The sequence below is a fragment of the Aurantimicrobium minutum genome (assembly GCF_029893825.1).
Taxonomy (GTDB): domain Bacteria; phylum Actinomycetota; class Actinomycetes; order Actinomycetales; family Microbacteriaceae; genus Aurantimicrobium; species Aurantimicrobium minutum_C.
Map to the genome: position 1 here is coordinate 1,563,518 of NZ_JARXXV010000001.1, position 26,738 is coordinate 1,590,255.

25 protein-coding genes and 1 pseudogene are annotated in these 26,738 nt (G+C 51.6%); 16 read left to right on the top strand and 10 right to left on the bottom strand.

The genetic code is table 11. The features are described from left to right. Positions 1 to 8: 8 nt before the first annotated feature. The 6 genes from M2120_RS07705 (at position 9) to M2120_RS07730 (ending at position 6,701) form a co-directional block, all read left to right on the top strand. Positions 9 to 1,505, top strand: coding sequence for a sensor histidine kinase (locus M2120_RS07705; RefSeq protein ID WP_280798107.1), 1,497 nt, complete (start codon positions 9 to 11; stop codon positions 1,503 to 1,505). Positions 1,506 to 1,616: 111 nt separating this feature from the next. Continuing rightward, entirely contained in the window at positions 1,617 to 2,948 is a 1,332-nt protein-coding gene (locus M2120_RS07710; RefSeq protein ID WP_432418541.1) for a hemolysin family protein, read from the top strand. Beyond that, positions 2,941 to 3,993: a hemolysin family protein gene (locus M2120_RS07715; RefSeq protein WP_280798109.1), complete on the top strand. Its 1,053-nt coding sequence runs from the start codon at positions 2,941 to 2,943 to the stop codon at positions 3,991 to 3,993. The genes M2120_RS07710 and M2120_RS07715 overlap by 8 nt, the downstream gene beginning before the upstream one ends. 15 nt (positions 3,994 to 4,008) lie before the next feature. Continuing rightward, positions 4,009 to 4,605: a flavin reductase family protein gene (locus M2120_RS07720; RefSeq protein WP_280798110.1), complete on the top strand. Its 597-nt coding sequence runs from the start codon at positions 4,009 to 4,011 to the stop codon at positions 4,603 to 4,605. A 45-nt stretch (positions 4,606 to 4,650) separates the two neighbouring features. Then, positions 4,651 to 5,481 (top strand): ADP-dependent NAD(P)H-hydrate dehydratase, encoded by an 831-nt coding sequence (locus tag M2120_RS07725; protein ID WP_280798111.1) that lies wholly within the window; start codon positions 4,651 to 4,653, stop codon positions 5,479 to 5,481. A gap of 2 nt (positions 5,482 to 5,483) precedes the next feature. After that, positions 5,484 to 6,701, top strand: coding sequence for a hypothetical protein (locus M2120_RS07730; protein ID WP_280798112.1), 1,218 nt, complete (start codon positions 5,484 to 5,486; stop codon positions 6,699 to 6,701). On the opposite strand, the gene metX is transcribed toward M2120_RS07730, so the two are convergent. The 4 genes from metX to M2120_RS07750 form a co-directional block, all read right to left on the bottom strand. Next, positions 6,674 to 7,879: a homoserine O-acetyltransferase MetX gene (gene metX, locus M2120_RS07735; RefSeq protein WP_280798113.1), complete on the bottom strand. Its 1,206-nt coding sequence runs from the start codon at positions 7,877 to 7,879 to the stop codon at positions 6,674 to 6,676. The genes M2120_RS07730 and metX overlap by 28 nt on opposite strands. A gap of 12 nt (positions 7,880 to 7,891) precedes the next feature. Then, a complete protein-coding gene (locus M2120_RS07740; protein ID WP_280798114.1) occupies positions 7,892 to 8,677 on the bottom strand; it encodes a crotonase/enoyl-CoA hydratase family protein in 786 nt (261 codons plus the stop codon). 54 nt (positions 8,678 to 8,731) lie between these two features. Beyond that, positions 8,732 to 10,039 (bottom strand): bifunctional o-acetylhomoserine/o-acetylserine sulfhydrylase, encoded by a 1,308-nt coding sequence (locus tag M2120_RS07745; RefSeq protein WP_280798115.1) that lies wholly within the window; start codon positions 10,037 to 10,039, stop codon positions 8,732 to 8,734. A gap of 62 nt (positions 10,040 to 10,101) precedes the next feature. Beyond that, entirely contained in the window at positions 10,102 to 11,136 is a 1,035-nt protein-coding gene (locus tag M2120_RS07750; RefSeq protein ID WP_280798116.1) for an acyltransferase family protein, read from the bottom strand. Between the two features lie 18 nt (positions 11,137 to 11,154). On the opposite strand from M2120_RS07750, the gene M2120_RS07755 reads away from it, so the two are divergent. The 4 genes from M2120_RS07755 to M2120_RS07770 are packed head-to-tail and all read left to right on the top strand — an operon-like array spanning position 11,155 to position 13,677. Then, complete coding sequence (locus M2120_RS07755) at positions 11,155 to 11,931, top strand: potassium channel family protein (protein WP_280798117.1); 777 nt, start codon at positions 11,155 to 11,157, stop codon at positions 11,929 to 11,931. Then, the gene (locus M2120_RS07760; RefSeq protein ID WP_280798118.1) at positions 11,909 to 12,622 is read left to right on the top strand and encodes a uracil-DNA glycosylase; all 714 of its coding nucleotides are present in this window, start codon (positions 11,909 to 11,911) and stop codon (positions 12,620 to 12,622) included. Before M2120_RS07755 ends, M2120_RS07760 begins: the two co-directional genes overlap by 23 nt. Before the next feature lie 16 nt (positions 12,623 to 12,638). Beyond that, positions 12,639 to 13,217, top strand: coding sequence for a GNAT family N-acetyltransferase (locus M2120_RS07765; RefSeq protein WP_280798119.1), 579 nt, complete (start codon positions 12,639 to 12,641; stop codon positions 13,215 to 13,217). A gap of 55 nt (positions 13,218 to 13,272) precedes the next feature. Then, a complete protein-coding gene (locus tag M2120_RS07770; RefSeq protein WP_280798120.1) occupies positions 13,273 to 13,677 on the top strand; it encodes a hypothetical protein in 405 nt (134 codons plus the stop codon). Between the two features lie 63 nt (positions 13,678 to 13,740). Here M2120_RS07770 and M2120_RS07775 read toward each other — a convergent pair whose 3' ends face one another. Next, positions 13,741 to 13,989, bottom strand: a complete 249-nt coding sequence (locus tag M2120_RS07775; protein WP_096380259.1) for a WhiB family transcriptional regulator — start codon at positions 13,987 to 13,989, stop codon at positions 13,741 to 13,743. 204 nt (positions 13,990 to 14,193) lie between these two features. On the opposite strand from M2120_RS07775, the gene M2120_RS07780 reads away from it, so the two are divergent. Further along, a complete protein-coding gene (locus M2120_RS07780; protein WP_280798121.1) occupies positions 14,194 to 14,634 on the top strand; it encodes a hypothetical protein in 441 nt (146 codons plus the stop codon). Between the two features lie 3 nt (positions 14,635 to 14,637). On the opposite strand, the gene bcp is transcribed toward M2120_RS07780, so the two are convergent. Beyond that, positions 14,638 to 15,108: a thioredoxin-dependent thiol peroxidase gene (gene bcp, locus M2120_RS07785; protein WP_280798122.1), complete on the bottom strand. Its 471-nt coding sequence runs from the start codon at positions 15,106 to 15,108 to the stop codon at positions 14,638 to 14,640. Positions 15,109 to 15,203: 95 nt separating this feature from the next. Between bcp and rfbB the strand changes: the two genes are divergently transcribed. After that, complete coding sequence (rfbB, locus tag M2120_RS07790) at positions 15,204 to 16,202, top strand: dTDP-glucose 4,6-dehydratase (RefSeq protein ID WP_280798123.1); 999 nt, start codon at positions 15,204 to 15,206, stop codon at positions 16,200 to 16,202. 5 nt (positions 16,203 to 16,207) lie between these two features. Then, positions 16,208 to 17,053 carry a dTDP-4-dehydrorhamnose reductase gene (gene rfbD / locus M2120_RS07795; protein ID WP_280798124.1) on the top strand — a complete coding sequence of 282 codons (846 nt, stop codon included), beginning with the start codon at positions 16,208 to 16,210 and terminating at the stop codon, positions 17,051 to 17,053. Here the strand turns inward: rfbD and rsgA are convergent. Then, the gene (gene rsgA, locus M2120_RS07800; RefSeq protein ID WP_280798125.1) at positions 17,050 to 18,081 is read right to left on the bottom strand and encodes a ribosome small subunit-dependent GTPase A; all 1,032 of its coding nucleotides are present in this window, start codon (positions 18,079 to 18,081) and stop codon (positions 17,050 to 17,052) included. The genes rfbD and rsgA overlap by 4 nt on opposite strands. Further along, positions 18,078 to 19,457, bottom strand: a complete 1,380-nt coding sequence (gene aroA, locus M2120_RS07805) for a 3-phosphoshikimate 1-carboxyvinyltransferase (RefSeq protein WP_280798126.1) — start codon at positions 19,455 to 19,457, stop codon at positions 18,078 to 18,080. Before aroA ends, rsgA begins: the two co-directional genes overlap by 4 nt. A 90-nt stretch (positions 19,458 to 19,547) precedes the next feature. On the opposite strand from aroA, the gene M2120_RS07810 reads away from it, so the two are divergent. The 3 genes from M2120_RS07810 to M2120_RS07820 are packed head-to-tail and all read left to right on the top strand — an operon-like array spanning position 19,548 to position 22,459. Beyond that, positions 19,548 to 20,123: a sigma-70 family RNA polymerase sigma factor gene (locus tag M2120_RS07810; RefSeq protein ID WP_280798175.1), complete on the top strand. Its 576-nt coding sequence runs from the start codon at positions 19,548 to 19,550 to the stop codon at positions 20,121 to 20,123. After that, entirely contained in the window at positions 20,123 to 20,368 is a 246-nt protein-coding gene (locus tag M2120_RS07815) for a zf-HC2 domain-containing protein (protein WP_280798127.1), read from the top strand. Before M2120_RS07810 ends, M2120_RS07815 begins: the two co-directional genes overlap by 1 nt. 57 nt (positions 20,369 to 20,425) lie before the next feature. Then, positions 20,426 to 22,459 carry an acyltransferase family protein gene (locus M2120_RS07820; protein WP_280798128.1) on the top strand — a complete coding sequence of 678 codons (2,034 nt, stop codon included), beginning with the start codon at positions 20,426 to 20,428 and terminating at the stop codon, positions 22,457 to 22,459. A 47-nt stretch (positions 22,460 to 22,506) separates the two neighbouring features. Here the strand turns inward: M2120_RS07820 and M2120_RS07825 are convergent, their stop codons facing one another. Further along, positions 22,507 to 26,148, bottom strand: a complete 3,642-nt coding sequence (locus M2120_RS07825) for a multifunctional oxoglutarate decarboxylase/oxoglutarate dehydrogenase thiamine pyrophosphate-binding subunit/dihydrolipoyllysine-residue succinyltransferase subunit (RefSeq protein WP_432418552.1) — start codon at positions 26,146 to 26,148, stop codon at positions 22,507 to 22,509. Positions 26,149 to 26,310: 162 nt separating this feature from the next. Then, positions 26,311 to 26,738 (bottom strand): annotated as a pseudogene (locus tag M2120_RS07830) (hypothetical protein); the annotation flags it as partial.

Genomic DNA, 26,738 nt, shown 5'->3' on the forward strand with positions numbered 1-26,738 from the left:
CTAGAGGTATGTCGACCCTCAGTAACATCATGGAAGCCCAAGGAATTGGCTCAGCAGCCGATATTGAATGGCTCCATATGCTCATTGGGGACTGGCAGCTCATCGCTGACCTTGCCTTTGCCGACATTGTGCTCTGGGCTCCCACCCAAGATGGTTCCTTCGTTGCCGTCTCCCACGCACGCCCCTCCAGCTCGGCAACCCTTTTCTATCGTGACTTCGTAGGCCAGAAAATCAAGGCAGAATGGCGTGCTCAAGTAGGCGAAGCCTATGAAACAGCTCAGATCATTGAGTCGTCTTCACCTGCGTGGTATGAGGAGACCCCCACTCGTGTGCGGGCAGTTCCCGTCATTCGTCGAGTGCGTCAGGGGTCAACAGACCCAGAACCTACCGGGCCTATTGCAGTCATCTCTCTCCACACCAACCTGTCAGAGAGCCGCTCACCGAGCCGCCAGGAAATGACGTTTAACTCCTGCGCAAATGATCTCTTCGACATGATTGCCTCAGGTGACTTCCCCGACTTGGATGCAGCGCCGTCACCACGCCGTGGTGCGCCACGTGCAACAGATGGTTTGATTCGTCTAGATGTGGACGGTGTTGTCACCTTTGCCAGCCCCAACGCCCTTTCAGCCTTCAACCGCATCGGTTTCAACGATGAGCTTGAAGGCGAATCACTGGCAGAAATCACCACCCGTGTGCTCACCGGCAAGATCAACGTGGATGAGTCTCTTCCTGTTGTCGTTACAGGCCGCGCACCGTGGCGCGCAGATATTGAAGCACGTGGAGTGACAGTCTCGCTGCGCACAATCCCCATTCGCCACCTCGGTGAGCGAACTGGTGCGATTGTGCTCTGCCGAGACGTGACAGAGCTTCGTCACCAGGAGATGGAGCTCATCACCAAGGATGCGACCATTCGTGAGATCCACCACCGTGTGAAGAACAACCTCCAAACCGTGGCATCTTTGCTCCGTATTCAGGCACGCAGAACCCAATCAGATGAAGCACGTGAAGCACTCACTCAAGCAATGCGCCGTGTTGCCTCTATTGCGGTTGTTCACGACACCCTGTCCGAAGGCCTCAACCAGAACGTGGACTTCGATGACGTCTTCAACCGCGTCTTGATGCTCAGCGCCGAAGTTGCAGCTATTCACGGCACTACCGTGCACCCGCGCTTGACTGGAAGCTTTGGTGTTCTCCCCAGCGAATACGCCACACCATTGGCATTGGCACTCACTGAGCTCGTTACCAACGCTGTAGAACACGGCCTGGCAGGCCGTGAAGGCACAGTGGTCATTGAAGCCAATAGAACTGATGAGCTTCTCACCGTCCACATCGTGGATAACGGAACAGGATTACCTGAAGGTGAAATTGGTGACGGTCTGGGAACACAGATCGTGAAAACACTCATTCAAGGTGAGCTCAGTGGCTCCATTGAGTGGGGTGCAGCAGCTGATGGTGGTACCGATGTTTCAATCGAGGTTCCACTGCGCTTCGTTACACCCGAATAACACGCTTCCCCGCTTGATTGCGGGAACTTCGGTAAGCTGAAGAAGCAATGGACGACCCGCCGCGAGCACGACACACGAACAGTAGCCTGTTCCGCTTGGTAACCGAGCGAGGTGTTCTTCGTGTGGCTTAACTGGCTCGCTTTCGCCTGTGGTCTCGTGCTTTCTGTCGGCACCGGCTTCTTCGTTGCTGCTGAGTTTGCCCTGGTCAACCTAGATCGCCCGGAGCTCGAAGCAAAGCGTGACCGCGGCGTTCGTGGTCTCAGCCTCACCATCTCTGCACTGACTAAAACATCTACGCATCTCTCCAGTGCCCAACTCGGCATCACGCTCACCACCTTGCTGACAGGTTTCGTTATGGAACCCGCTCTCTCAGCACTTCTCACACCCGCTTTTTCAGGGTTTGGCTGGTCAGCAGGAACAATTCACGCCGTATCCGGCGTGATTGCTGTTGCTTTTGCGACAATCATTTCCATGATTGTGGGGGAGCTGGTTCCTAAGAACTTTGCACTCGCGCTGCCAGAGAAAACAGCACGAGTCGTCATGCCGTTCCAAACAGCATTCACCGTGGTGTTCAAGCCAGTGATTGTGTTGTTGAACGGTCTTTCCAACTCAGTGCTCAAAGGTTTCGGACTTGAGCCCAAGGAAGAACTCTCTGGTGCTCGTTCAGCAGAGGAACTCGCCTCCCTACTGCGGCGCTCCGCAAGCGAGGGCGCCCTCGAGGAAGACACCGCCACCCTGCTGAGCAAGACCTTGGCATTTAGTGAACTCTCTGCCAGCGACGTCATGACACCACGCCTCCGCATTGAATCTCTGGAACCTGGTGATTCAGCACGAGCAGTGTTGGAACTAGCGCGAAAGACAGGTTTCTCCCGCTTCCCAGTTACCGAAGACGGTCTTGACGACGTGGTGGGTATCGTCCACGTCAAGAACGCCATCTCAGTGCCGAGAGAACGCCGCAACGATGTTCCAGTCTCGGCATTGATGAACGATCCCCTTCGAGTTCCAGACACCATGTCTCTGGATGCTTTGCTTGCCGAGCTTCGTGGTCAAGGCTTCCAGATGGCTGTCGTGGTGGATGAATACGGAGGAACCGCCGGTATTGCCACACTCGAAGACTTGGTTGAAGAGCTCGTTGGTGAAGTCGCTGACGAACATGACCGCACGCGTGCGGGTGTCGTCAGCTCTGCCGACTACCTGACCTTTCCTGGCTCACTGCGTCCAGATGAACTCGAAGAGCGCACCGGAATTCTGGTTCCAGAAAATGAGAACTACGAAACCGTGGCCGGTTTCGTCATGAGCGAGTTAGGCAGAATCCCCGAACAGGGAGACGTTGTCTCTGTTGCAGGAGGAGAATTCAAGGTTGTCCGCATGGACGGCCGACGTATTGATCGCCTGAGATTCACACCTGCTGTTTCAGAAGAAGCAGGTGAGAACAATGACTGATTGGTCTGGACTGTTCTGGCTTGTCATTCTGTTGGCAGTAAATGCATTCTTTGTTGCGGCAGAATTTGCCGTGATTTCTGCCCGGCGCTCGCAGATTGAGCCACTGGCGCAAAAAGGAAAGTCTTCTGCGAAGACAGCTCTCTATGCCATTGAACACGTGAGCCTCATGCTGGCAACAAGCCAGCTGGGTATTACGGTTGCCTCACTGCTGATTTTGAACGTCTCTGAACCTTCTATCCACCACTTAGTTGAACTAGGTCTTTCAGGAACTGGAATGGCAGATGGATGGATCACCGGCATCAGCTTCGCTGTTGCGCTGATCCTGGTGACATTCCTGCACGTCATCTTTGGTGAGATGGTACCCAAGAATGCGTCCTTCTCTGTTCCAGAAAAGGCCATTTTGTTACTGGCACCACCGCTGGTGTTTATTGCGCGGATTGTAAAGCCGATCATTGTTGCAATGAATGCCACCGCCAATGCGGTGCTGCGCTTGTTCAAAGTTGAACCACGAGAAGAAGCAAACAGCGCGTTTTCGCTCAATGAAGTGGCAACTATCGTCTCTCACTCCACACGAGAAGGAACTATTGAGGACTCCTCAGGAACCCTCTCTGCTGCCTTTGACTTCACCACCAAGAAGGCAGGCGACATTACCGTCAAGCTAGAGAATCTTGTCACCTTGCCAGAATCGGCAAGTGTGAGTGATCTTGAGCAAGCGGTGGCGAAGTATGGATTCTCCCGTTACGTCATCAGTGACAGTAATGGTGAACCTATAGGTTATGTCCACCTCAAAGATGTCCTCACCTTCGATGATGACATCTCCGAGGCTGGCACCCACACCGGCCCCATTAAAGCCAAGCGAATACGCCAACTTGCCACCCTGACCGAGTCCACAGACTTAGAAGACGCCCTGGCAGAACTTCAGCGAAGTGGAATCCACATCGCGCGGGTTGTTGACCTCAGTGGCACCACCACTGGAGTTCTGTTCCTGGAAGACATCATTGAAGAGCTCGTCGGTGAAGTCCAGGACGCCACAAGGCGCAGGTGAAACAATGGAGAAACCATGACAAACAATGCGCCGTCAGAGAACTTACCCATCATTCACGATGGAATTATTGATCCTCCTCACGATGTAGAGGTGCTCTCGCCTGAGGAGTTCAAGTTGGCTTTCCGTAACCACCCTGCTGGGGTTGCGATTGTGACGGCAGATGCTGGTAAAGGTCCTGTTGCAATGACGGTCACTAGTGTGTTCTCAGTCAGTGCTGAACCACCCCTGTTGGTGTTCTCCGCCTCGGCACTCTCATCCGCAACCCCCACAATCACTGAGGCGCAAACGGTTGTTGTTCACTTACTAGGGGCTGATCAGCTGCACTTAGCCAAACTCGCTGCCACGAGCGGTGTGAATCGGTTCCCCGATGATGTTGCCTGGGAAAAACTGCCCACCGGTGAGACAGTGTATTCCGAAGCTCATGCCTGGATTCGTGGCCGCACCGTGAACAAACTTAAGGCAGGCAACTCCACCGTGTTCTTGATTGAAGCGCTCGAGGCAAAGACCCCTGCTGAAGGCAGCAGTGAACTTGATGCCAGTAGTGCCCACCCGCTGGTCTATCACAACCGCACCTGGCACAAGCTCGACAGCAACTCCAAGCTTGATGGATAGAACGAAGTAAATGCCTTGATTGCAAAGAAAGATGATATCGAGGGCTTGTCTTCAAGTTTTTGGGGAGCTTCGCAGGCGGCACGACATATTCGAGTTCCTGGCCCAAATGACAACAAATACAGCCACGGTGTACTTGGAGTCGTCACGGGGTCTGAGAAATATCCAGGAGCTGCAGTCCTTGGAGTTGAGGCTGCACACAGAACCGGCATCGGAATGGTGCGATTCCTAGGAGAGCAAACACCTGCTGAGCTAGTGCTTGCACGACGGCCTGAAACAGTGATTGTTTCTGGGGCCGTCGATGCATGGCTTGTGGGCTCAGGGATGGAATCAACAACAGACCTAAATCCGGAGCTTCCGGATCTGGCACGTGCTGTGCTCGGCACACAACCCGTTGTTGTGGATGCTGGCGGATTGGGTTTTCTTGACCATGTCACCGCGCCAGCAATCATCACTCCACACGAGGGGGAGCTGGAACGTCTCATTCCTCGGGGAGATTTGAGTCGTGAAGACTGGGCATCCAAGGCTGCAGATTCTCTGGATGTAGTTGTTGTGCTCAAAGGGCACGAAACAGTAGTCGCAACCCCTGAAGAACCAGCAGGTGGCAAGTTCCGAGTGAAAGTAACATCACCCACGACCTGGCTAGCTACTGCCGGCACAGGAGATGTGTTGGCAGGCATCATCGGTGCTGTCCTGGCAACAAATTCAGTGAAGAGAGTCCCTGGATTCCAAGAACTTGGACAGATTGCAGCAACAGGTGTGTATCTTCATGGCAGAGCAGCGGAGCTTGCTGGTGAAAATGGACCATTCCCTGCGCTTGACGTTGCTAAGGCAGCCAGCAGAGCCTTTGTTGAACTCGGTGAAGTAGAAGTCAGATAGCAATGACTCAACGGCCGTGGGCGGTGAGTTCTGCCTTTTTGTGGAGCGTGTTTGTACTCGTCAGCGTGTGGTTGGGTTGGCAGGGGTATGTTGCTGAGGCGGTTCCATATGGTGATGTCAGCTTTGTATATGAATTCTGGGCTGGCCAATCCGCTGGCGGGTCAGGAATTGTCGGACTTGATTCGCAGTGGGTTTATCCGGTCGTCGCTCTAGTTCCCATATTGCTTCCACTTATTGCAGGCCCTGGCCTATATCCCATTGGCTGGATCATTCTGGTCACAACGTTGAACGCCGGGGCATTCGGTTATCTTCTCTATTCGGCACCTGGCACAACTCGCAACTTGTTGCAACGAAAAGCAGCACTGTGGTGGGTTATGTTTCTGCTATTGCTTGGGCCCATATCTGTTGCACGTTTGGACAGCATTGTTACCCCGCTTGCAATTGTTGGATTGCTTGCTGCAGTGCAGCGACCAGCATTCGCTGGAGCGCTGCTGGCAGTGGCGACCTGGATCAAGGTATGGCCTGCAGCGTTGATTGCAGCGGTGCTGGTCGCTGTGAACAAGCGCAAGGCAGTTCTTGTCTCTGTCGTATTTACCTCAGTAGCCATCATCTTGATTGCTCTGATTCTGGGCGGGGGAGCAAATCTATTTAGCTTCCTTGGGCAACAAACCAGTCGCGGCCTTCAAATAGAAGCTCCTTTAGCTACCCCGTTCTTGTGGTTAGCGGCCTTCAAAGAGCCAGGTTATGCCGTCTACTACGACACCGTGATCTTGACCTTCCAGGTCATGGGGGAGAGTACCGGAGTTGTTGCTGATGTTTCTTCTGTGTTGTTGGGAACAGCATTTCTGACAGTCCTGGGTTGGGGAATTTGGCTGCACCGTAGTGGTTCACGTCCCAGCCATGTATTGCCTGCCGTTGCTCTTGCCCTCACAGTTGTGTTGATTGTGTTCAACAAAGTGGGCTCACCTCAGTACATTGGCTGGCTAGCTGCACCCCTCATTGCCGGGCTTGTGCTGGAGAAGAAAAGGTTTAAAGCCCCAGCCATCATTGCCTTGGTAGTGGCAGCACTGACGCAAGCGTTTTATCCCTACCTCTACACAGGGCTGCTTGAGGTTCAGCCCTTAGAGCTCAGCATTCTGACGTTGCGTAACATCGGGGAGCTACTGTTGCTGGCAGTTTCGATTTCCGTGCTCTATGAAGCTAAAAGACGAGAAATCTGAGCTCCCACGAACTCTGACTCAATCAAGAATGCGTCGTGACCAAAGTCAGATTCCAGCAATGCTGGAACATCGCCGTTAATGTTGCCAGGAATGTGAGCAGCTAAACGCTTTTGGCCCTCAAGTGGGAAGAAACGGTCACTATCAATACCGATAATCAGTGTGGGAATCGTGATTGATTCCAAAACTTTTTCAATGCTTTCTCGGTTGCGGCCGAGATCATGTGAATTCATTGCTTCCACGAGGGTGACGTAGCTATTTGCATCGAAACGACGCGTGAACTTATTGCCGTGGAAGTCAAGGTAGCTTGCAACCGCAAAGCGGCCACCCTTACCCAAAGGGCTAATGTCGCTCTGTGAGGAGCGGTCAAATCGTTCATTTAGTTCCGAAGGCGTGCGGAAGTTCTGGAAAGAAATACGGCGGGCTAGGGCAAGGCCACGGTAGGGGCCTTCGCCATCTCGTGCCTCGTAGTAGTGACCTGCACGAAATGCAGGATCTAACATGATTGCTTCAATTTGAACCGTGTTCAATGCAATCTCATCAGCACTTGTTGCAGGGGGTGCAGCAAGAACAGCTAATCGCTCCACACGCTCCGGGAACATTGCTCCCCACTCAAGTGCGTGCATGCCACCCATAGAGCCGCCAATAACAGCAGCCCATTTCTCAATACCTATGACATCAGAGAACTGAGCTTGAGCGCGTGCTTGGTCTCGAATGGTTGTGTAGGGGAAGCGTGAACCCCATTCATACCCATCTGGAGCTAGCGAAGCTGGTCCAGTAGAACCCTGGCAGCCACCCAACACATTAGGAGCAACCACAAACCACTTTTCTGTATCAATAGCTAGGCCTGGGCCGACAACCTCATTCCACCAGCCAGCTGTGGTGTGGCCGCCTCCGGCGGGTCCAACCACATGGCTGTCTCCAGTGAGAGCGTGAAGCACAAGCACAGCATTGTCTTTGGCCTCGTTGAGTGTGCCCCAGGTCTCGTAGGCAATACGAACATGGGGGAGTGATCCACCACATTCAAAGTCAAAAGGGCCTAAGTTGGCGAACTGGCGGTTGCCCGGAGCATCTCCGTCGCGCCACGCACCCGTGACAGGCGGCTTTCCGGCAACAGAACGAACCTGCTCGTCAGTAATAAAGCCTGAGGGCAGGTTGTCGGCCGAATCTTGCCAATCCATAGTGGATTAAGCCTACTTGCCTGTGAACTCTGGCTTTGACCTAGTACTAAATGCAGCAACACCAGCTTGGAAGTCTTTGCTGGACAGGAGCGCTGCCAGTTCCTTCGGGAGCTGGCTTAGCGCTTCCTTCTCAACAGCAGAGCGAGCTACTCGGGCATTTCTTAAAGTGGCTTGAACTGCCAGGGGTGCCTGCTCTGCAATCAGCCCAGCTAGCTCCATGGCCCGCTCTACCTGGGTTCCCGCAGGAACGACTTCATTGATGAGGCCAATACGGAGTGCTTCTGCGGCAGAAAAGGTTTCTCCAGTGAGGAGATAACGAGATGCATTTGCCCAGCCCACTCGTTGGGCAAAGCGCGTGGTTGCCCCACCAAAGGGCATAATTCCTCGTGTGACCTCGAGTTGTCCAAAGACGGTGGTGTCATCTGCCACAGCAAGTTCAGAAGCAAGGATCAATTCCACGCCCAAAGTTAGGCATGTGCCTTGAACTGCCAAAATCACTGGCTTGGAAATCGGTGTGGTTGTAATTCCCCAGGGATCAATTCCACCAATTGGTGTGAGTTCGAGCCCTGATTCCGTGGCTGTTCCTAAGACATCACCTAGATCTAGACCAGCCGTGAAGTGATCACCTGTGGCAGATACGACGACAACGCGGATATTGTCGTCGCGGTCTGCCTCCGCATTAGCGAGTGAAAGCTCAGTGAGCATCTGCCTATTGGCAGCATTCATCTTTTCAGCACGATTGAGCTTAAGGTGACGAATGTGACCAGTTGTGGAAACTATAACGAGGGGCTCAGCCATGAAGTAGACGCTACTCCACGGCCGAGCCCCTCGACCAGTTACAAACGCTGAGAACTAGATTGCTGCAGCCGCAGCAAGACCCTTCTCGAGGTCTGCCTTGAGGTCTTCAATGTTTTCAAGACCAACAGAGAGGCGAACCAGGCCAGGAGTCACACCGCTGGTCAGCTGCTGCTCAGGAGTGAGCTGCGAGTGGGTGGTAGACGCTGGGTGGATAACTAGTGAGCGAACGTCACCAATGTTTGCCAGGTGACTAAACAGGTCAAGGTTGTCAACGAATGCCTTTCCTGCTTCAACCCCGCCCTTGAGTTCAAAGGAGAGCACAGCGCCAACCCCCTTAGGCGCATAGCGGTTTGCTGCGGTGTACCAAGGGCTGGAAGGAAGTGCTGCATAGTTGACGGAAGCAACCTGAGGGTGTGCTTCCAGCCACTGTGCAACAGCAGTTGCGTTTTCCACGTGTCGCTCAATACGCAGGCTCAAGGTTTCAATGCCCTGAATGATCTGCCATGCGCTCGCAGGAGCGATGGAAGAACCGAGGTCACGAAGAAGTTGAACACGTGCCTTGATGATGTAAGCAATAGCGTCACCAAGAACGGTGGTGTAGCTGGCCCCGTGGTAGGAGGGGTCTGGTTCGGTGAGGCTTGGGAACTTCTCGACGTTCTTGGACCATTCGAACTTTCCACCATCCACGATGACACCACCAATGACGGTACCGTGGCCACCCAGGAACTTGGTTGCTGAGTGAACAACAATGTCAGCACCGTGCTCGAGAGGACGGATCAGGTATGGGGTAGCAATGGTGTTGTCCACGATCAGTGGAACACCAGCTTCGTGCGCAACCTTGGAAACCAAGCCAATGTCCAAGATGTTGATCTTGGGGTTACCAATGGTTTCTCCGAAGAAGAGCTTGGTGTTGGGGCGAACTGCTGCACGCCATTCGTCAGCGTCATCCTGATTCTCCACGAAGGTTACTTCGATACCCAGCTTTGCCAGGGTGTACTTGAACAGGTTGTAGGTACCGCCATAGATGGAGCTCGAGGACACAATGTGGTCACCGGCTTCTGCAATGTTGAGCACAGCGAAGGTCTCTGCAGCCTGACCGGAAGAAACCAGCAGAGCTGCAGTTCCGCCTTCAAGAGCGGCTACACGCTGCTCCACAACGTCCTGAGTGGGGTTCTGAATACGGGTGTAGATGTTTCCGAACTCTGCAAGAGCAAAGAGGTTCTTTGCGTGCTCCGCGTTGTTGAAGACGTAAGAAGTGGTCTGGTAGATCGGAGTAGCGCGTGCGTTAGTGACGGGGTCAGGCTGCGCGCCCGAGTGGATCTGTTTGGTTTCAAACTTCCAGTTTGCTTGGTCGTTGCTCATGGTGTGCTCCTTAGGCGGGTGGTGAAAACTTGCTTCGACGTTACGCCCGCCTCGGGCGCTACTCAATTGCGCAAGTCACGCGGTGTAACAAAGAGCCAATTGAGGTTCGGTTGAACTAGCGGTTTGAACAGTTTCACCACTGATTTGGTCGAGAGAACTACCGTCAATCCAAAAGAAAGAATGACAGCTAAGAGGATGTACCACAGAGGCCGTTCACCGTCGAGAACGCCATTCTCCCGCAGGGGATAAAGCACGAAAGTATGCAATAGATAGACATACATCGTGGCTTGGCCAAACTGTGTAAACCAAGTCTGTTCCCGGGGAATCAGAATCAAGAAAGCCATGATCATGGCCGCAGCCACCAGCATGGTGGCCAGACGGCCAAGTCCACCCCACCACTGGTCATAACCAAACGTGGCATAGCCTGCGTCATAGGTAATGAAGCTTCGGATCTGCACTTCTCTAAGGAACGGAACATTCAGGGCAATAAACGTTGCAACTGTTGCCATAACTGCCACGGCGAGGATTCGCCAGCGCGTAACGGACTGGGAACACAATGCCATCCATCGCTCGCCGAGGTTCCATTCGCGCAGTTGCCAGCCGAAGACGAAGAAGGGCAGGAAACCCAGAACTCTGGCGGCAGAGAATGTTTGGTCAATGGGGAAGTAGCCCGCAGCTATGGAAATCACAACGCTTACGAGTAGTGGGTACTTAAGCGCAACCAGGTAGGGCAGCACAATGCGCCAAATGGCGAGAGCCAGCAGGAACCAGAGCGTCCATGATGCTCTGGTGAGATCAAGTCTGAAGTTGCCGTTATTGAAGAACAGAACGATCGACCAGATCACTTCAAAAATGATGTACGGAACAACGATGTCGGTGAAAATCGACCTGATTCGCTTGTCATCTGGAGCTGTTCCTCGGCTGAAGTAGCCAGAAACTGCCACAAAGACAGGAACGTGGAAGGCATAAATAAAGACGTAGAGCGTAAAGGCGGCATCGTTTTCTCCCACCATTTTGGTGAGTGTGTGCCCAGCCACCATGAGCGCAATGGCTCCAAAACGGGCGTTATCCCATAACGCGACCCGTTGTGTGCTCATATTTACTAGCCTAGAACTATGGAATCCACTCCGAAGCCAATGATCATGAACGCAGCTGGTGTTCTCGTTGAAGACACCAGAAGCCCCAAAGAGATTGTGTGGGAGAGATACACCACTCTTCCCTTCATCTTTTTGTCGTTCATTTTCTTACTTGGATTTTCTGTCCTCATCCTGGATGACGAGGTATTTACCCAGGGCCTAGACAAATTCATCCTTGCCGGATTGCTCATCATTTGGGTCGCATTCATCGTTGACTACTTCGTTCGACTTGTGCTTTCCACAAACAAGCGCATTTTCTTCAAGAGAAATGTCATAGATCTCATCTCTATGGCCATTCCTTTCTTTAGGCCTTTTCTGTTGTTGATGTATCTGTCTCGACTGAAGTGGTTCCGTGGACGCCAGGGCTCCTCAGTTCGTGCACGACTCGTTGCTTATGCCGGCTCGTTCGCTCTGATGTATATCTATGTGCTTTCTTTAGCTGTCTATGCTGCTGAGCGTCATGCTCCTAGAGCCAGCATCCTGAGTTACGGAGACTCCGTGTGGTGGGCCATCGAAACCATCACGACCGTGGGCTATGGCGACATGATTCCAGTCACCATTGCTGGCCGTGTCTATGCATCCATGTTGATGCTCGGTGGCGTCGTCATCGTTGGTGCCACGACAGCCACTGTTGTGTCCTATCTCAGTGAAAAGGTCCAGATAGTTCACCGTCGCTCTCAAGACCACAGCGCTCATGAAACAACCTCACACTCTCACGAGAAGCCACACCCCAATGACTCTCACCCTCAATCTTGAGGAATTAGCTGCTTCTCACAGAATTGATCCAAGTTGGGTCGAACCTCTTTCTCCCGTGCAGGGCGTTCTCGATGAGATTGCACAGAAACTCTCAAGGGAAATAGAGCAAGGAAATCAGTTTTTCCCTCGACCTGAGAACATCATGAGGGCGTTCCAGTTGCCATTTCACAGTGTTCGGGTACTCATTCTTGGGCAAGACCCTTATCCAACTCCTGGTGATGCTGTAGGTCTTTCTTTTTCAGTCTCACCTGAACAAAGAGTGTTGCCTCGTAGTCTCAAAAACATCTTCACTGAGCTCAGTGCTGACACTGGCTGTCCACAGCCTGCATCTGGCGATCTCACACCATGGGTCTCCCAGGGCGTGATGTTGCTCAACCGTGTGCTCACGGTCCGCTCTGGACAAGCAGGTTCTCACCGAAAGTGGGGCTGGGAGAAAGTAACAGAACAGGCATTACGTGCACTCGATGAGAGAGAAAAACCATTGGTTGCCCTGTTGTGGGGTAATGATGCAGCTACAGCCATGGAATTACTCACTCACAGTGCTGTGCTGGAATCAGCACACCCAAGCCCTCTTTCAGCTTCCAGAGGTTTCTTTGGATCACGCCCTTTCTCAGGGGCAAACCAGGCGTTGACAGAATTAGGTCAAGAACCCATTAATTGGACACTTCCCAGTGCTGCCTCGTTGTTCTAATAGATAGGCTTGAGCCGTGCTTCCCGAGGAATATCTCAAACCGCGTCAGCTTCCGTTGCATTTGCAGAAGCGACCAGAGCCAGAAGCGCCATTCTCTTTCACCATTCGAGAAGCAACTGCTTCTGATCTCCCAGATATTCGAGAGATATATAACTACTACGTGCTCAACTCTGTTGTGACTTTTGATGAAGATCTCATGACGCTCAAAGAGTGGAAGCAGAAGTTTGCTTATCTTGAGAAACTCAAGATGCCCTTCATCGTTGCTGTTTCACCTGGACAACAAGTACTTGGCTATGCCCTCGTCACTCCCTGGAAGCAAAAGCGGGCATACCGTTACACCGTTGAGAACTCGATCTATCTTCGAGCAGCTTCAACCGGCAAGGGTTTAGGTAAGGCACTTATGCAAGAGCTTGTTGAACGCTCTAAGGCAGCAGGATTGAAAGAAATCATTGCGGTCATCGCAGATGGGGGAGCTGATTCCTCCATCAAGTTGCATGAAGACTTTGGCTTCAAAGAAATTGGCCGAATGGGCAAAGTTGGCTTCAAGTTTGATCGTTGGTTGGGGACAGTTCTTCTTCAAAAAACATTGAAGTAGAGATTGCTGACTGTCACTCAGTCGATTCCAAGGGTCTTCCTGTTAGCTTTCTGGTGTGAAGAAAGTAACCATTGCAGCTGGATTTATCGCACTTGCCATTGCATTGAGTGGGTGTGGGGTATTTCCTGGAACCGAAACTGCTTCCACACCTAATCCTGCAGAAACGATTTCTGAAGCAAAGGCGTCTATTGCAGATGAAAGCTCAGCAAAGCCGAGTTCCTCAGGCACTTCTTCTCCAACTCCGTCAACTGCGCGCACTGAAGTTATTTGGGCTGATTATGACCCAGGAACTCAGGGAGAAATCGATCGCATGACAAACGCTGGGGATTGTTTAGGAATCAACAGTTACTTCGGTATGGCAACCGCGACGGAAGAATCAGTTAAGGCACGTACAGGTCACGGTAATGAAGCATTGACGAAATACCTCAACGAGTCCCTAGCTTTGGCACAGTGCAATTAATCAAGGCTTAATCAACAAATCCCCTCCAGATCCACTGGAGGGGATTCGTTGTTTGAAAGCTAATTAGCTAGCACGACGTGCACGAGCAGCGCGACGCTTGAGAGCACGACGCTCGTCTTCGCTCAGTCCACCCCATACCCCAGAGTCCTGGCCGGTCTCGAGTGCATACTGGAGGCACATCTCGGTGACGGTGCAGCGAGAGCAGACAACCTTTGCCTTGTCGATCTGGTCGACTGCAGGACCAGTGTTACCTACTGGGAAGAATAGTTCTGGGTCTACAGTCAGGCAAGCTGCGTCGTTACGCCAATCCATGGGGATACTCCTTGTTTGCGGGCATGGGAAAAATCAAGTTGAGATGCATTCGGACTATTTTTCGAATGCGTGTCGAGAGCCAGTCCCAAACAATATTCAGAGCGAATATTTGCTTGCCCACAACGACGTAGGGGCTTATCGACTTAGATAATGGTTACATGCCTTCAAGTTAAGGTCAAGACTTTTTTCACAGAAACTCAGGAAATGTCAGAAAATTCAGAGCTAAACCCCACAAAACCGGGCTTAAACGGTCAGAAGCAGCCACGTCAACAACTCTTGGTCGCTTTGCTGGGAGTGCTTGTGAGTATTGAAGTTTTGCTTGTGACTGCAGGAGCAATCTACTTCCTCAGCCGCATTTTCATTGAAAAACCAGAAAACCTCTCCGGCGCAATTGTTATTTTTGTGATCACGGTGATTATCGCTGCAGGGCTGGTTTCCATAGCATTTGGGTCGTTCAAAGCTAAGTCATGGACCCGTGGAGCAATTGTTACCTGGCAGATCATGCAGTTTGTTGTTGCAACGTCATTTATTCAAGGAATAGCAGTGTGGCAGCCAGTGGGATGGCTACTTATCGTCTTGGCGGTTGCAACTGCAGTACTGCTTTTTTCTCGTCCTGTCATCACTGCGATGACGTCGGAGAAATAAAGACTATTCCAGGCCTAACTTGCCCTTGAGGCTAGCCACGTGGCCAGTTGCCTTGACATTGTAGAGAGCAAGCTCAATCTTCCCTGTTTCGTCAATCACAAAGGTTGATCGGATAACACCCATTACAGTCTTTCCATACATCGACTTCTCGCCATATGTGGCGTAAGCGTTGTGGACAGTGAGTTCAGGATCACTGAGAAGCGGGAAAGTCAGGCTTTCGTTGGTTTCAAACTTCTTGAGCTTGGCAGGTGCATCTTTTGATACGCCGAGAACGACATAACCTGATGCTGCAAGTGATTCCAAGCTGTCCCGGAAGTCGCAAGCCTGTTTGGTGCAGCCAGGTGTTGAAGCTGCAGGGTAGAAGTAGAGGATGACTTTCTTGCCTGAGTAGTCAGAAAGACTGACGGGGTTACCGTTCTGGTCCGGAAGGGTAAACGAAGGCGCTTTTTGTCCTGCTTCAAGTCGTGTAGTCATGAATATAGGTTATTCCAGCTACACAAACCCTGCTACTTGAAAATCGCCAGATAAACTGGTCTTTCATTCGGATTAGCTTTTTGAGGTGTGGTTAATTGAGCAAGATTCTCGTAACCGGCGGCGCTGGTTTTATTGGCTCTAATTTTGTGCACTACCTCATGGACAACACTGACCACGAAGTCACTGTTCTTGACTCACTAACCTATGCAGGTAACAAGGCCTCACTCGTAGATCTTCCTTCGAACCGATTCACTTTTGTTCACGGTGACATCCGTGATGCTGAGCTCGTAGATGAGCTCTTCCGCAAGAACGACACAGTCGTTCACTATGCAGCTGAATCACATAATGACAATTCGCTGGATAACCCTCGCCCATTCCTCGAGACCAACATCATTGGTACGTACACGCTGCTTGAAGCAGCGCGTAAATACGACACCAGACTCCACCACATCTCTACAGACGAGGTATATGGCGACCTCGAGCTTGATGATCCAGAACGCTTCAGCGAATCCACTCCCTACAACCCTTCGAGCCCATACTCTTCGACTAAAGCTGGCAGTGACCTGCTCGTTCGTGCGTGGGTTCGATCATTTGGAGTTCGTGCAACTATCTCTAATTGTTCGAACAACTATGGTCCCTACCAGCACGTGGAGAAGTTCATTCCTCGACAGATCACGAATGTGATCCGTGGTGTTCGACCCAAGCTCTATGGAGCTGGGGAGAACGTTCGTGACTGGATTCATGCTGATGACCACTCCAGTGCAGTCATGACAATCGTGGACAAGGGTGTGCTTGGAGAGACTTACCTCATTGGGGCTGACGGAGAAAAGAACAACAAGGACGTTGTTGAATTGATTCTCACGACAATGGGGCAGCCAGCTGACGCATATGACCACGTAACTGACCGTCCAGGCCACGACCTGCGATACGCCATTGATTCAACCAAGCTCCGCACTGAGCTCGGCTGGAAGCCTACCCACGCAGACTTTGAGTCAGGTATTGCGGCTACTATCGACTGGTACAAAGCCAACGAAGCTTGGTGGGCACCTACCAAGGATGCCACTGAGGCGTTCTACGCTTCTAAAGGACAGTAACTTCCTTGCCTGAACAACGAGTTCTTGTCCTTGGTGCAAACGGCCAATTGGGGAAAGCTCTTCGTGCTGAATTTCCGCAAGCTGTTATTTATAGTCGAGAAGACTGTGACCTGGTGAACATTGATCAGGTTGATCAACTCCCGATTGACCAATTTGACGTTCTAATTAATGCTGCTGCGTATACGGCGGTTGATCTGGCCGAGACAACTGAGGGTGCCGCGCTCGCAGAAGCTGTCAATGCTTCTGCGGTTCAAGCACTATCTCATGCTGCGACTGAGCATGGAATTCTCCTTGTTCATGTCTCTACTGACTACGTCTTCGATGGGACGAAGAACACTCCGTATCTGGAAACAGACCAGTTTAATCCGTTGGGCGTCTACGCGAAGACTAAAGCCCAAGGTGATTTATCTGTCATGTTAGTACCGCAGCATTACATTCTTCGAACCAGTTGGGTCATTGGCGATGGCAATAACTTCGTTCGAACTATGGCATCCCTTGCTGAGCGAGGAATCAAACCATCAGTTGTGAACGATCAGATTGGACGATTGACTTTCACTAAAGATTTGGCCGCAGCAATTCGCCACCTGATCAATTCTCAAAGTCCTTTTGGGACATATAACCTCAGCAATGAAGGCCCAGCTTCCAGCTGGGCTGACATTGCTTCGCGGGTGTATGAACTAACTGGTCACAATCCTGCCGATGTCACTGGAGTGACAACCGAAGAGTATTTCGCTGAGAAAGAGGGCATTGCCCCCAGGCCGCTATGGAGCATGCTTGATCTTTCCAAGATTGAAGCAACAGGTTTCATCCCAGCGAGTTGGGAAGCCAGACTTCAGGAGTATCTGGCTTAATCTTTGAACGTCGCAAGCAGGCGATGGAGTGAGTCCAGTCTGGTTGCGCCGGCATCGCCGAGTTCGCCTGCCTCTTGGGCTTCATTGAGGGCACAGTCAGGCGCATCCGCTAAATGCGAACATCCACGAGGGCATCGCTCTGCAATCTCAGTGAGGTCACTGAATGATCCCAAGATGTTTTCTGGGTTCACGTGCCCTAGCCCAAAAGAACGAACACCAGGGGTATCGATAACCCAACCATTGCCAAATGGAGTCTCTAACTTGAAACAGATGCTGGAGCTCGAGGTGTGACGACCACGTCCCGTGACTTCATTGACGTGCCCAGTGGCTCTTTGAGCGCTTGGAACTAAGACATTCACTAGTGTGGACTTTCCCACACCAGAGTGCCCAACTGCCACCGTTGTGTGTCCAGCAAGGGCTTGCTGGAGTTCTTCAAGAGGAACTTGGTCAGTTCCACTTCTAAAGATTGGAACATCAAGACCAGCAAAGTTCGCCAAGAATTCTGAAGGATCATGAGTGTCGCATTTGGTGATAACAATGAGTGGCTTGATGCCCGCATCAAAAGCAGCAACAAGATAGCGATCAACCAGTCGAACGCGTGGTTCAGGATTAGCCGCAGCAATCACAATCAGTAACTGGTCAGCATTGGCAACGATGACGCGTTCTACAGCGTCGGTGTCATCAGCACTTCTTCTAAGGATTGTTGTTCTGGGTTCAACTCGGACAATGCGAGCAAGACTGCCCGGTTCACCAGTGACATCGCCAACCACGTTGACGAAGTCACCAATAACAATGGCGTTCTTGCTGAGTTCACGGGCCCTAGAGCAGGTGACAGGGATTTCATTGATCAGAACGGTGTAACGACCACGGTCAACACCTGTCACCATTCCGGTGACTGCGTCCGCATGGTCAGGACGGTTTTTTGTGCGTGGTTTGTTTGCTTTGGGGTTTGGGCGAATCCGAATGTCTGACTCGTCGTATTGCTCACCGAGTGAGTTTTCGTCAGAGTTTGCAGACCACCAACTCATGAGTGAGAAGACTCCACAAGGCCAGTCCAAAGTTCAGGGAATTCAGGCAGGGTCTTTGAGGTTGTTCCAATGTTTTCAACCTCGACACCAGGAACGACAAGGCCGATGATGGCTCCAGAGGTCGCCATTCGGTGATCTTCGTAGCTCAACCAAACCCCGCCATGGAGATGGGCAGGTTCAATCTGAAGACCGTCTTCAAGCACAGAAACTTTGCCACCGAGTTTGTTTATTTCATTCGCAAGGGCAGCCAAGCGGTCAGTTTCGTGATGGCGAATATGTCCAATCCCTGTGATGGTGCTCGAAGTGGAAGCCAGTGCTGCAATGGCAACGATTGCAGGGGCAAGTTCACCACCGGTGGTGAGGTCAAGTGTGATGCCGTGAACCACAGGGTTTCCTACTTCGTCAAGCTTTCCCGTGACGGTCACCTTGTCACCATCGCGAGAGACGCTCGCACCGAAGAGAGGCAAGATCTCAAGTAAGTCATTGCCTACCTGAGTAGTTTCACTTGGCCACCCCGAAATGGTGACGGAACCACCTGTCACAACCGCAGCTGCCAAGAATGGTGCTGCATTAGATAGATCTGGTTCAATCTGCACATCGATGGCTGAAATCGGTCCTTGTTTCACAACCCAACGACCAACTTCGGGGCTTTCTACTTCAACATCACGAGAATGTAGAACGTCGATAGTCATCTCGATGTGGGGGAGGCTGGGAAGACGTTCACCCGAGTGGGTGAGATCGAGTCCCTTTTCGAAACGAGCTGCAGAAAGCAACAAGCCAGAAACGAACTGACTTGAGCTGGAAGCGTCGATGGTGAGTTCACCGCCAGCTACTTTTCCTGTTCCATGAACAGTGAACGGCAAGCTGCCACGGCCTTCATCAGCCACATCCACGCCTAGTGCGCGAAGAGAAGAAATTGTGGTTGACATAGGGCGACGGCGAGCACCTTCATCGCCATCAAACGTAGTGGGACCAAGTGCCAACGAGGCAACAGGAGGCATAAAGCGCATTACTGTCCCGGCAAGACCACAATCAATGGTGGTTGATCCAATGAGTTCACCGGGGGTGATGTGCCAGTCTGGGCCAAAAGCGCCGTCGCCAGGAACTTCGGTGATTTCAGCGCCCAAAGACTTTAGAGCCTCAATCATGAGGCGGCTGTCTCGTGAATGAAGAGGTCGCTTAATTGTGGATGGGCCGTCTGCCAGAGCAGCGAGTACAAGTTCACGGTTAGTTAGGGACTTGGAGCCTGGGATTTGAAGCTCTCCAGTTACTGGTTTTCCTGCGAGTGGAGCCTTCCAGTGCCCTGAATCGGCATCATGGACGTCGTTTGACCCGTATGGGTCAAATTCAGGACGGGAATAAGGAGAGGTCAACATCTGTTCTAGGTTATCGAGGATTTAGATTAGGAGTGGGCGCTGATGGCAGGTTCAGTCACCTTGGAGGGAGCAGGCGTAGGCTTAGAGCAGATGACTACAGCACCCTCTGCCAAAAGCGCACTGTTTGAAGAACAGGCGATGGAGCACATTGACAAGCTATATGCCCACGCCATGCGTAAGACTGGCAACCGCGTAGATGCCAATGATTTAGTGCAGGAAACCTATCTCAAAGCCTTTGCTGCCTTTGACCAATTCCAGCAAGGAACCAATATCAAGGCCTGGCTTCACCGCATTCTTGAGAACACCTACATCAACCAATACCGCAAGCTTCAGAATCAGCCTTATTACTCTCCGCTTGAGGATTTAGAAGACTGGCAACTCGGAGATGCAGAAAGCAGAACAGCAACTTCCAGTCGTTCTGCTGAGGCAGAAGCTATTGATCACTTGCCTGCAAGTGCAGTAAAAGATGCATTGCAGGCAATCCCTGAAGACTTCAGGGCTGCTGTCTACTTGGTAGATGTTGAGGGATATAGCTACCAAGAAGTAGCCGACATCATGGAGACACCAACTGGAACTGTCATGAGCAGACTTCACCGCGGAAGAAAGCTTCTGCGCGAACAATTAGCTGACTATGCACGCGAGCAAGGCATTGGAAAGGGCAAGTAATGGGTGACTGCGGTTGCGATAAGGCCAAGAAGGACCTTGAAGAGTATCTCCACAATGAACTCTGTAGTGAAGAAGCTGCAGATATCCGTGCACATATGGAGAACTGTGTTGACTGTTCAGATGAGCACCGTGTCGGTGTTGTGTTGACTGAAGCGGTCAAGCGCGCGTGTGAAGAGACAGCACCTGAAGCTCTGAAACTTGAAGTATTAGAAAAACTCCGAAGCATGCAACAACACAGCCTCTGAGTTTCCAGTTAGGCAACACATCTCCTACCGATAATTCAAAAGTAGGCTAGATGAATCATGGCTTCGACAAAACCCTTAAGAACCGACATACAGGTTTTACGCGCGGTAGCTGTGATGTTGGTGGTCCTATTTCATTTGTGGCCTGGGCGGGTGAGATCTGGCTTCATAGGCGTAGACATCTTTTTTGTCATTTCAGGTTTTCTGATCTCCAGTCACCTCTTTTCAGAAGCTTTTTCCACATTGGGAGTTAGTGTCTTTCAATTTTGGGCACGAAGGATAAGAAGACTTCTTCCTATAGCCTTTCTCGTTGTAGCAGCAACCTCAATAGTCGTGCTTGTGGTGCTTCCTCTTTCAGAGAGAGTTGAGTTTGGCAAACAAGCAATAGCGTCAGTGTTTTATTACGAAAACTGGGTGCTTGCGTTTGATTCGGTAAATTACCTCAATGCCGATAATGCACCAACAGCGGTGCAACAGTATTGGTCACTTTCTGTAGAAGAACAGTTTTATATTCTTTGGCCTCTTCTGTTGATTACGGTGCTTATGGTTAGCCGCAAAATTAGGGCTAAATTATCACTCACCATTTTTTCTACGTTGTTTGTACTCGTGTTACTCTCACTCTCCCTCTCAATCTTGTTGGGGGTCACAAACAATCCCAGTGGATATTTCAATACTTTTTCTCGAATTTGGGAATTTGGGTTCGGGGCGATTTGCGCATTTCTTGTGTTAAAGACTTCCGTAATCTCAAGGGAGAATTTGCTCAGGGCTTTTCAGTTTTGTGGCTGGATATTGTTAATTGCATCTATTGCCCTCATCACGCCTGAACTTCAATTTCCTGGTTGGATAGCGATTCTCCCAGTAACCGGGACTGCTTTGATCTTGCTCGGTGGCTCAGGAGTAAATGAGAATCAAGCTGGTAATAACAAACAATTACTCAAGCCAGCAACCTGGCTTGGTGGAATTTCGTATTCCATGTACCTATGGCATTGGCCATTGATCATTCTGTTCCCATTTGTTTTTGGCCACGACCTCCATACACAAAACAAAATTGAGATACTCATTGCCGTCGTTGTTATTTCGTGGGCATCGACAAGGTTTGTTGAAAAGCCTCTTCAAAACTTACAAATTCTTACCAAAGCCAAACCACGAAGAACATTTGTTGCAGCATTACTCGCAGCTATTTTGTGTTTGATGCCTGTGTGTTACCTGTTCTTCGACATGAATGCTCGAGCCGCACATTCTGCAGAATTAACAAAAGAACTACAGCTTCAAGATTGTTTTGGAGCTGAATCAAGAATCCCCGGAATACTTTGTAGTGCTGATGTAACCACTGCTTTAGTACCCGACCTAGCTCTAGTTCATGATGATCTTCCGACCGAAGCTAATGCATGTAAGTCAGACACTACGGAAGTAACTGTTTGCTCATTTGGCAAGGTGGGTTCGAAAACCAAAGTTGCTTTAGTAGGTGATTCTCACGCTGGACACTGGTTTCCTGCGTTGGAACAAATTGCCCTCAATAATAACTGGCAACTTGATCTGTATCTTCGTTCAAGTTGCACATTCTCTCTAGTGCCGAGAAGCGAAATGTATTCTCAATGCCCCATTTGGTCTCAGGGCGCATTGGAGACATTAGTCGCTCAGGGTGATTACAAATTTGCCATCATCACTTCTTTAGCGCCGAACCTGTATAACGATGGCCAGAGCTCAGAGTCTGTTACTGAAGGTTTTGCCAGTGTTTGGGAGCCACTGTTAGCAGAAGGTACGAAGATTGTTGTCATCAAGGACACCCCGTATTGGCTTGAGGACCCGCTAACGTGCATCAGTCAACAACAAAGTGATTTCTCCGTCTGTGATGTTCCTCAAGATGTTGTCTTCCAAACTCCTGATCTTGAGTACTTGGCTGCACAACAGATTGATGGTGTGACCACCGTGGACATGACTCCTTACTTCTGCAGTAATTCGAAGTGCTCAACAGTCATAGGCGGAGTGATTGTCTACAGCGATTTTCACCATATGACCTCGACTTTTTCAAAGTCTTTGCGTTTGCCATTGAAAAAGGCATTAGAAGAAGCACTGGATACGAAGTTGAAGTAATTCCTTGAAAAAAGTGAAAACAGTAATTTAGTCTCTGTTGGTAATAGTTATGAAAAGTTCAGAGCTTTCGAAAGAATCTCAGCAGCTTCAATAGCGTGACGCTTCGCTGAACCCACAGCTGGGGAGGCTGAAGCGGGTCGTGAAACGTTGCGAAGAACGCGTCCTTCAAGCTTGGGGGAGACCTCGAAGAGCATGAAAGGCCATGCACCCTGGTTAGCTGGCTCGTCTTGGTACCAGACCAACTCAGCGTTGGGGTAGGAAGCTAGAACTTCGTTGAGCTGCTTCATGGGAGCTGGGTAGAATTGCTCGAGGCGCACGATTGCTATTGCAGGGTTGGGGAACTTCTCCAGCTCTGCAACGAGGTCGTGGTAAGGCTTACCCGCTGTGAGAATCACGCGCTTAACCGCGTTACGGTCGAGCTGGCGTGGGTCATCAAGAACAGGCTCGAATACACCGCTGGTGAAGTCTTCAACATTGCTGGACGCACCCCGGAGACGGAGCATTGCCTTGGGGGTGAAAACAATCAGTGGCTTCCGTGGCTTGCTGTATGCCTGACGACGTAGCAGGTGGAAGTAAGAAGCAGGTGTCGAAGGCCGAGCCACAACCATATTGTCTTCAGCACAGAGCTGCAGGAAGCGCTCAATACGTGCTGATGAGTGGTCAGGACCCTGGCCTTCGTAACCGTGGGGGAGGAGCATCACAACTGACGAGCGCTGTCCCCACTTCTGCTCGGAAGCAGAAATGTATTCGTCAATGACTGTCTGCGCACCGTCAGCGAAGTCACCGAACTGTGCCTCCCACATTACCAATGCGTCTTCTCGCTGGACTGAGTATCCGTACTCGTAGCCAAGAACGGCATACTCGCTCAGGAGTGAGTCATAGATCCAGAAACGGCCCTGATCTTCGCTGAGGTTGAGCAGTGGCAACCATTCCTGACCGTTCTCACGGTCATGGAAGACTGCATGACGCTGAACGAAGGTTCCACGGCGCACATCTTGACCAGTGAGACGAACAGGCTTTCCTTCAAGAAGGAGGGATCCGAAGGCAAGTAGTTCTCCAAAGCCCCAGTCAATGTCGCCATTGCGACTCATTTCAAGGCGCTTAGCAAGGAGCTGCTGGAGCTTGCTGTGAACAGTGAAGCCTGCAGGAACGTTGTTGAATGCGTCTCCAATACGGTGAATGACGGAAACGTCAACACCAGTTGTGGTGGGGGCAAGAACTTCGTTGTCGAGGAGGTTGCCACCTGTGACAGTGTCATTAGCGCCAATAGTTGACATCGTTCCGGTCTGTGCTGCGTGAGTTTCAGCGAAAGCTGTCTCTAGCTGAGCCTGGAAGTCTGCCTGTGCCTTGTCGAACTCTTCTTGAGTTATGTCACCGCGGCCGACAAGGGCTTCGGTGTAGAGGCGACGAACGGAACGCTTTGCCTCAATCAGGTTGTACATCAGTGGCTGAGTCATCGAAGGGTCGTCACCTTCGTTGTGACCGCGGCGGCGGTAGCAAACGAGGTCAATGACAACGTCCTTGTTGAAACGTTGGCGGAATTCGAATGCCAGACGTGCAACACGAACGACAGCTTCAGGGTCATCTCCGTTGACGTGCCAGATTGGTGCCTGGATGGTCTTTGCGACGTCGGTTGCGTAGACAGAGGTGCGTGATGCTTCGGGCAGGGTGGTGAAACCAACCTGGTTGTTGATCACAATGTGAACGGTTCCACCAATGCGGTAGCCGCGAAGCTGTGACATCTGCAGACCTTCAAGGACAACTCCTTGACCAGCCATAGCTGCGTCACCGTGAATGAGCACAGGGAGAGTTGTGAAAGTGCCGATGGGCTTGAGGTCCTGCTTGGCGCGGACGATTCCTTGGAGAACAGTGTTTACTGTCTCAAGGTGTGAAGGGTTAGCAGCGAGGGAGACGGGAATGGTCTTTCCTTCTGCGGAAGTAAAGACACCCTCGGTTCCGAGGTGGTACTTCACGTCACCAGAGCCCTGAACGCTCTTGGGATCTTGGGTTCCTTCGAATTCACGGAAGATCTGTCCGTAAGTCTTGCCTGCAATGTTGGTCAGGACGTTGAGGCGACCACGGTGAGCCATACCAATGCCTACGCCGTCGAGTTCAGCAGTTGCTGCATCCTGGAGAATTTCATCCAGGAGAGGAATTACAGACTCGCCGCCTTCAAGGCTGAAGCGCTTCTGGCCTACGTACTTGGTCTGGAGGAAGGTTTCGAAGGCTTCTGCTTCGTTGAGCTTGCCCAGAATGCGCATCTGCTCATCGTGGCCAGGCTTTTCATAGGGGCGCTCGACCTTTTCTTGGATCCACTTACGCTGCTCTGGGTCCTGGATGTGCATGTATTCCAGACCAACAGTGCGGCAGTAGGAGTCACGAAGGATTCCGAGAACCTTGCGCAGGGGAGCAGTGCGAGTTCCACCGATGCCACCTGTAACGAATTCACGGTCGAGATCCCAGAAAGTCAGGCCGTGGCTTTCGATTTCGAGATCTGGGTGAGTGCGCTGCTTGTACTCAAGAGGATCGATGTCTGCCATGAGGTGGCCACGAACGCGGTATGCGTTGATGAGCTCCTGAACACGGGCAGTTTTGTCGATGGCAGAACCACGGTTAACGCTGACGTCAACTCCCCAGTGAATGGGGACGTAGGGGATGCGAAGTGCAGCAAAGATGTCTTCGTAAAAATTCCGTTGACCGATAAGCAACTCGTGCACGATCTTGAGGAATTCACCAGAACCAGCACCTTGGATGACGCGGTGGTCATAGGTGCTGGTCAAAGTCAGGACCTTGCTGATCGCCATTTCGATGAGAGTTTCTTCACTCGCACCTTGGAACTCAGCTGGATAGTCGAGTGCTCCAGCACCAATGATGCAGCCCTGTCCACGCATAAGGCGAGGTACAGAGTGAACTGTTCCGATTCCACCAGGGTTGGTCAGAGAAACGGTGATTCCTTGGAAGTCTTCTGCAGCGAGTTTGTTGTTACGCGCCTTGACTACGAGGTCTTCATAAGCAGCAAGGAATTCGCCGAAAGTCATAGTGTCTGCACGCTTAATGCCAGGAACCATAAGGGCACGAGAACCGTCAGGCTTGGGTACGTCAACCGCGAGACCAAGGGTGACGTGTGCTGGTGAAACCAGTGCAGGCTTGCCATCTACTTCGTCGTAATAGACGTTTTGGCTGGGGAAAGCCTTCAACGCCTGGACCAGCGCCCAGCCAATGATGTGGGTGAAGGAAACCTTCCCACCTCGGGTTCGCTTGAGGTGGTTGTTGATAACAATGCGGTTATCAATGAGAAGCTTGGCGGGGATTGCGCGTACGCTTGTTGCGGTGGGGATAGTCAAAGACTGGTCCATATTGGTTGCCAAAGCCTTGGGCATTCCCTTGAGGATCGTTACAACGTCCTCTTCGGCAGACTCAGCAGCAGCGAAGTCCTGAGCAATAACTGGAGCATCTGCAGGGATAGGTGCTGATTGAGCTGGGCGTGAGGTGGTGGTGGCAACGGGCTGTGTGTCTGTGCCAGCAGTTGCAGTGACAGGTGGAGTGGTTGCCTGAGCCGGGGCAGAAAGTGCGGGGGTTGCAGGGGCTGTAAACCCGGACTTTGCTGCGTACTTCTCCAGTGTTGGCCACCAGTTTGGATCGACTGAGTTCTTGTCTACGACGAATTGCTCATAGAGCTCTTCGACCATCCATTCATTAGCGCCGAACTCATCGGCTGCTCCGCCATTCTCCGTCTGGTTCGACACAGCTAAAGTCGCCCACTCTCCGTTGATTATGTTGGTCAAATGTTCAGCGAATTAAGTTTCGCAAAGACGTATATAACTCTAACCGTTGGAATTGATGTTGGTGCCCTATGGCACCCGTATGTAGGTGCAGCCCCAGTCGTAGTCGCCGCCGCCAGAGAGTTGTGGATAGCCACAAATACGGTGTGTGCCTGGGCTTGCAGGGATAGAGGCGGTGAAGCCGTGGCTGGTTCCAGCACTTGGGTATGTCGCAGATGATCCGGTGTTGGTTTGGTTGGCGGTGAATGCGCTGGTGCGTACTCCATCAACGGTGAACACGACAGATGCGCTGCTGTTTTGGCTTGCAGGGTAGAGCAACCATCCAGAGGTGTTGATTTGGCCTGCACTTCCAGTCAACGATTCCCAAGCTCCGGCGATTCGGGGAGTGTTGGGGACGGTGACGTAGGTGCAGCCCCAGTCGTAGTCGCCGCCGCCAGAGAGTTGTGGATAGCCACAAATACGGTGTGTGCCTGGGCTTGCAGGGATAGAGGCGGTGA

Coding starts and splice junctions, on each gene's coding strand:
- M2120_RS07705 (WP_280798107.1), top strand. CDS start 9: ATGTCGACCCTCAGTAACATCATGGAAGCCCAAGGAATTGGCTCAGCA.
- M2120_RS07715 (WP_280798109.1), top strand. CDS start 2,941: ATGACTGATTGGTCTGGACTGTTCTGGCTTGTCATTCTGTTGGCAGTA.
- M2120_RS07720 (WP_280798110.1), top strand. CDS start 4,009: ATGACAAACAATGCGCCGTCAGAGAACTTACCCATCATTCACGATGGA.
- M2120_RS07730 (WP_280798112.1), top strand. CDS start 5,484: ATGACTCAACGGCCGTGGGCGGTGAGTTCTGCCTTTTTGTGGAGCGTG.
- metX (WP_280798113.1), bottom strand. CDS start 7,879: ATGGATTGGCAAGATTCGGCCGACAACCTGCCCTCAGGCTTTATTACT.
- M2120_RS07740 (WP_280798114.1), bottom strand. CDS start 8,677: ATGGCTGAGCCCCTCGTTATAGTTTCCACAACTGGTCACATTCGTCAC.
- M2120_RS07745 (WP_280798115.1), bottom strand. CDS start 10,039: ATGAGCAACGACCAAGCAAACTGGAAGTTTGAAACCAAACAGATCCAC.
- M2120_RS07750 (WP_280798116.1), bottom strand. CDS start 11,136: ATGAGCACACAACGGGTCGCGTTATGGGATAACGCCCGTTTTGGAGCC.
- M2120_RS07755 (WP_280798117.1), top strand. CDS start 11,155: ATGGAATCCACTCCGAAGCCAATGATCATGAACGCAGCTGGTGTTCTC.
- M2120_RS07760 (WP_280798118.1), top strand. CDS start 11,909: ATGACTCTCACCCTCAATCTTGAGGAATTAGCTGCTTCTCACAGAATT.
- M2120_RS07775 (WP_096380259.1), bottom strand. CDS start 13,989: ATGGATTGGCGTAACGACGCAGCTTGCCTGACTGTAGACCCAGAACTA.
- M2120_RS07780 (WP_280798121.1), top strand. CDS start 14,194: ATGTCAGAAAATTCAGAGCTAAACCCCACAAAACCGGGCTTAAACGGT.
- bcp (WP_280798122.1), bottom strand. CDS start 15,108: ATGACTACACGACTTGAAGCAGGACAAAAAGCGCCTTCGTTTACCCTT.
- rsgA (WP_280798125.1), bottom strand. CDS start 18,081: ATGAGTTGGTGGTCTGCAAACTCTGACGAAAACTCACTCGGTGAGCAA.
- aroA (WP_280798126.1), bottom strand. CDS start 19,457: ATGTTGACCTCTCCTTATTCCCGTCCTGAATTTGACCCATACGGGTCA.
- M2120_RS07810 (WP_280798175.1), top strand. CDS start 19,548: ATGACTACAGCACCCTCTGCCAAAAGCGCACTGTTTGAAGAACAGGCG.
- M2120_RS07815 (WP_280798127.1), top strand. CDS start 20,123: ATGGGTGACTGCGGTTGCGATAAGGCCAAGAAGGACCTTGAAGAGTAT.
- M2120_RS07820 (WP_280798128.1), top strand. CDS start 20,426: ATGGCTTCGACAAAACCCTTAAGAACCGACATACAGGTTTTACGCGCG.
- M2120_RS07825 (WP_432418552.1), bottom strand. CDS start 26,148: ATGGTCGAAGAGCTCTATGAGCAATTCGTCGTAGACAAGAACTCAGTC.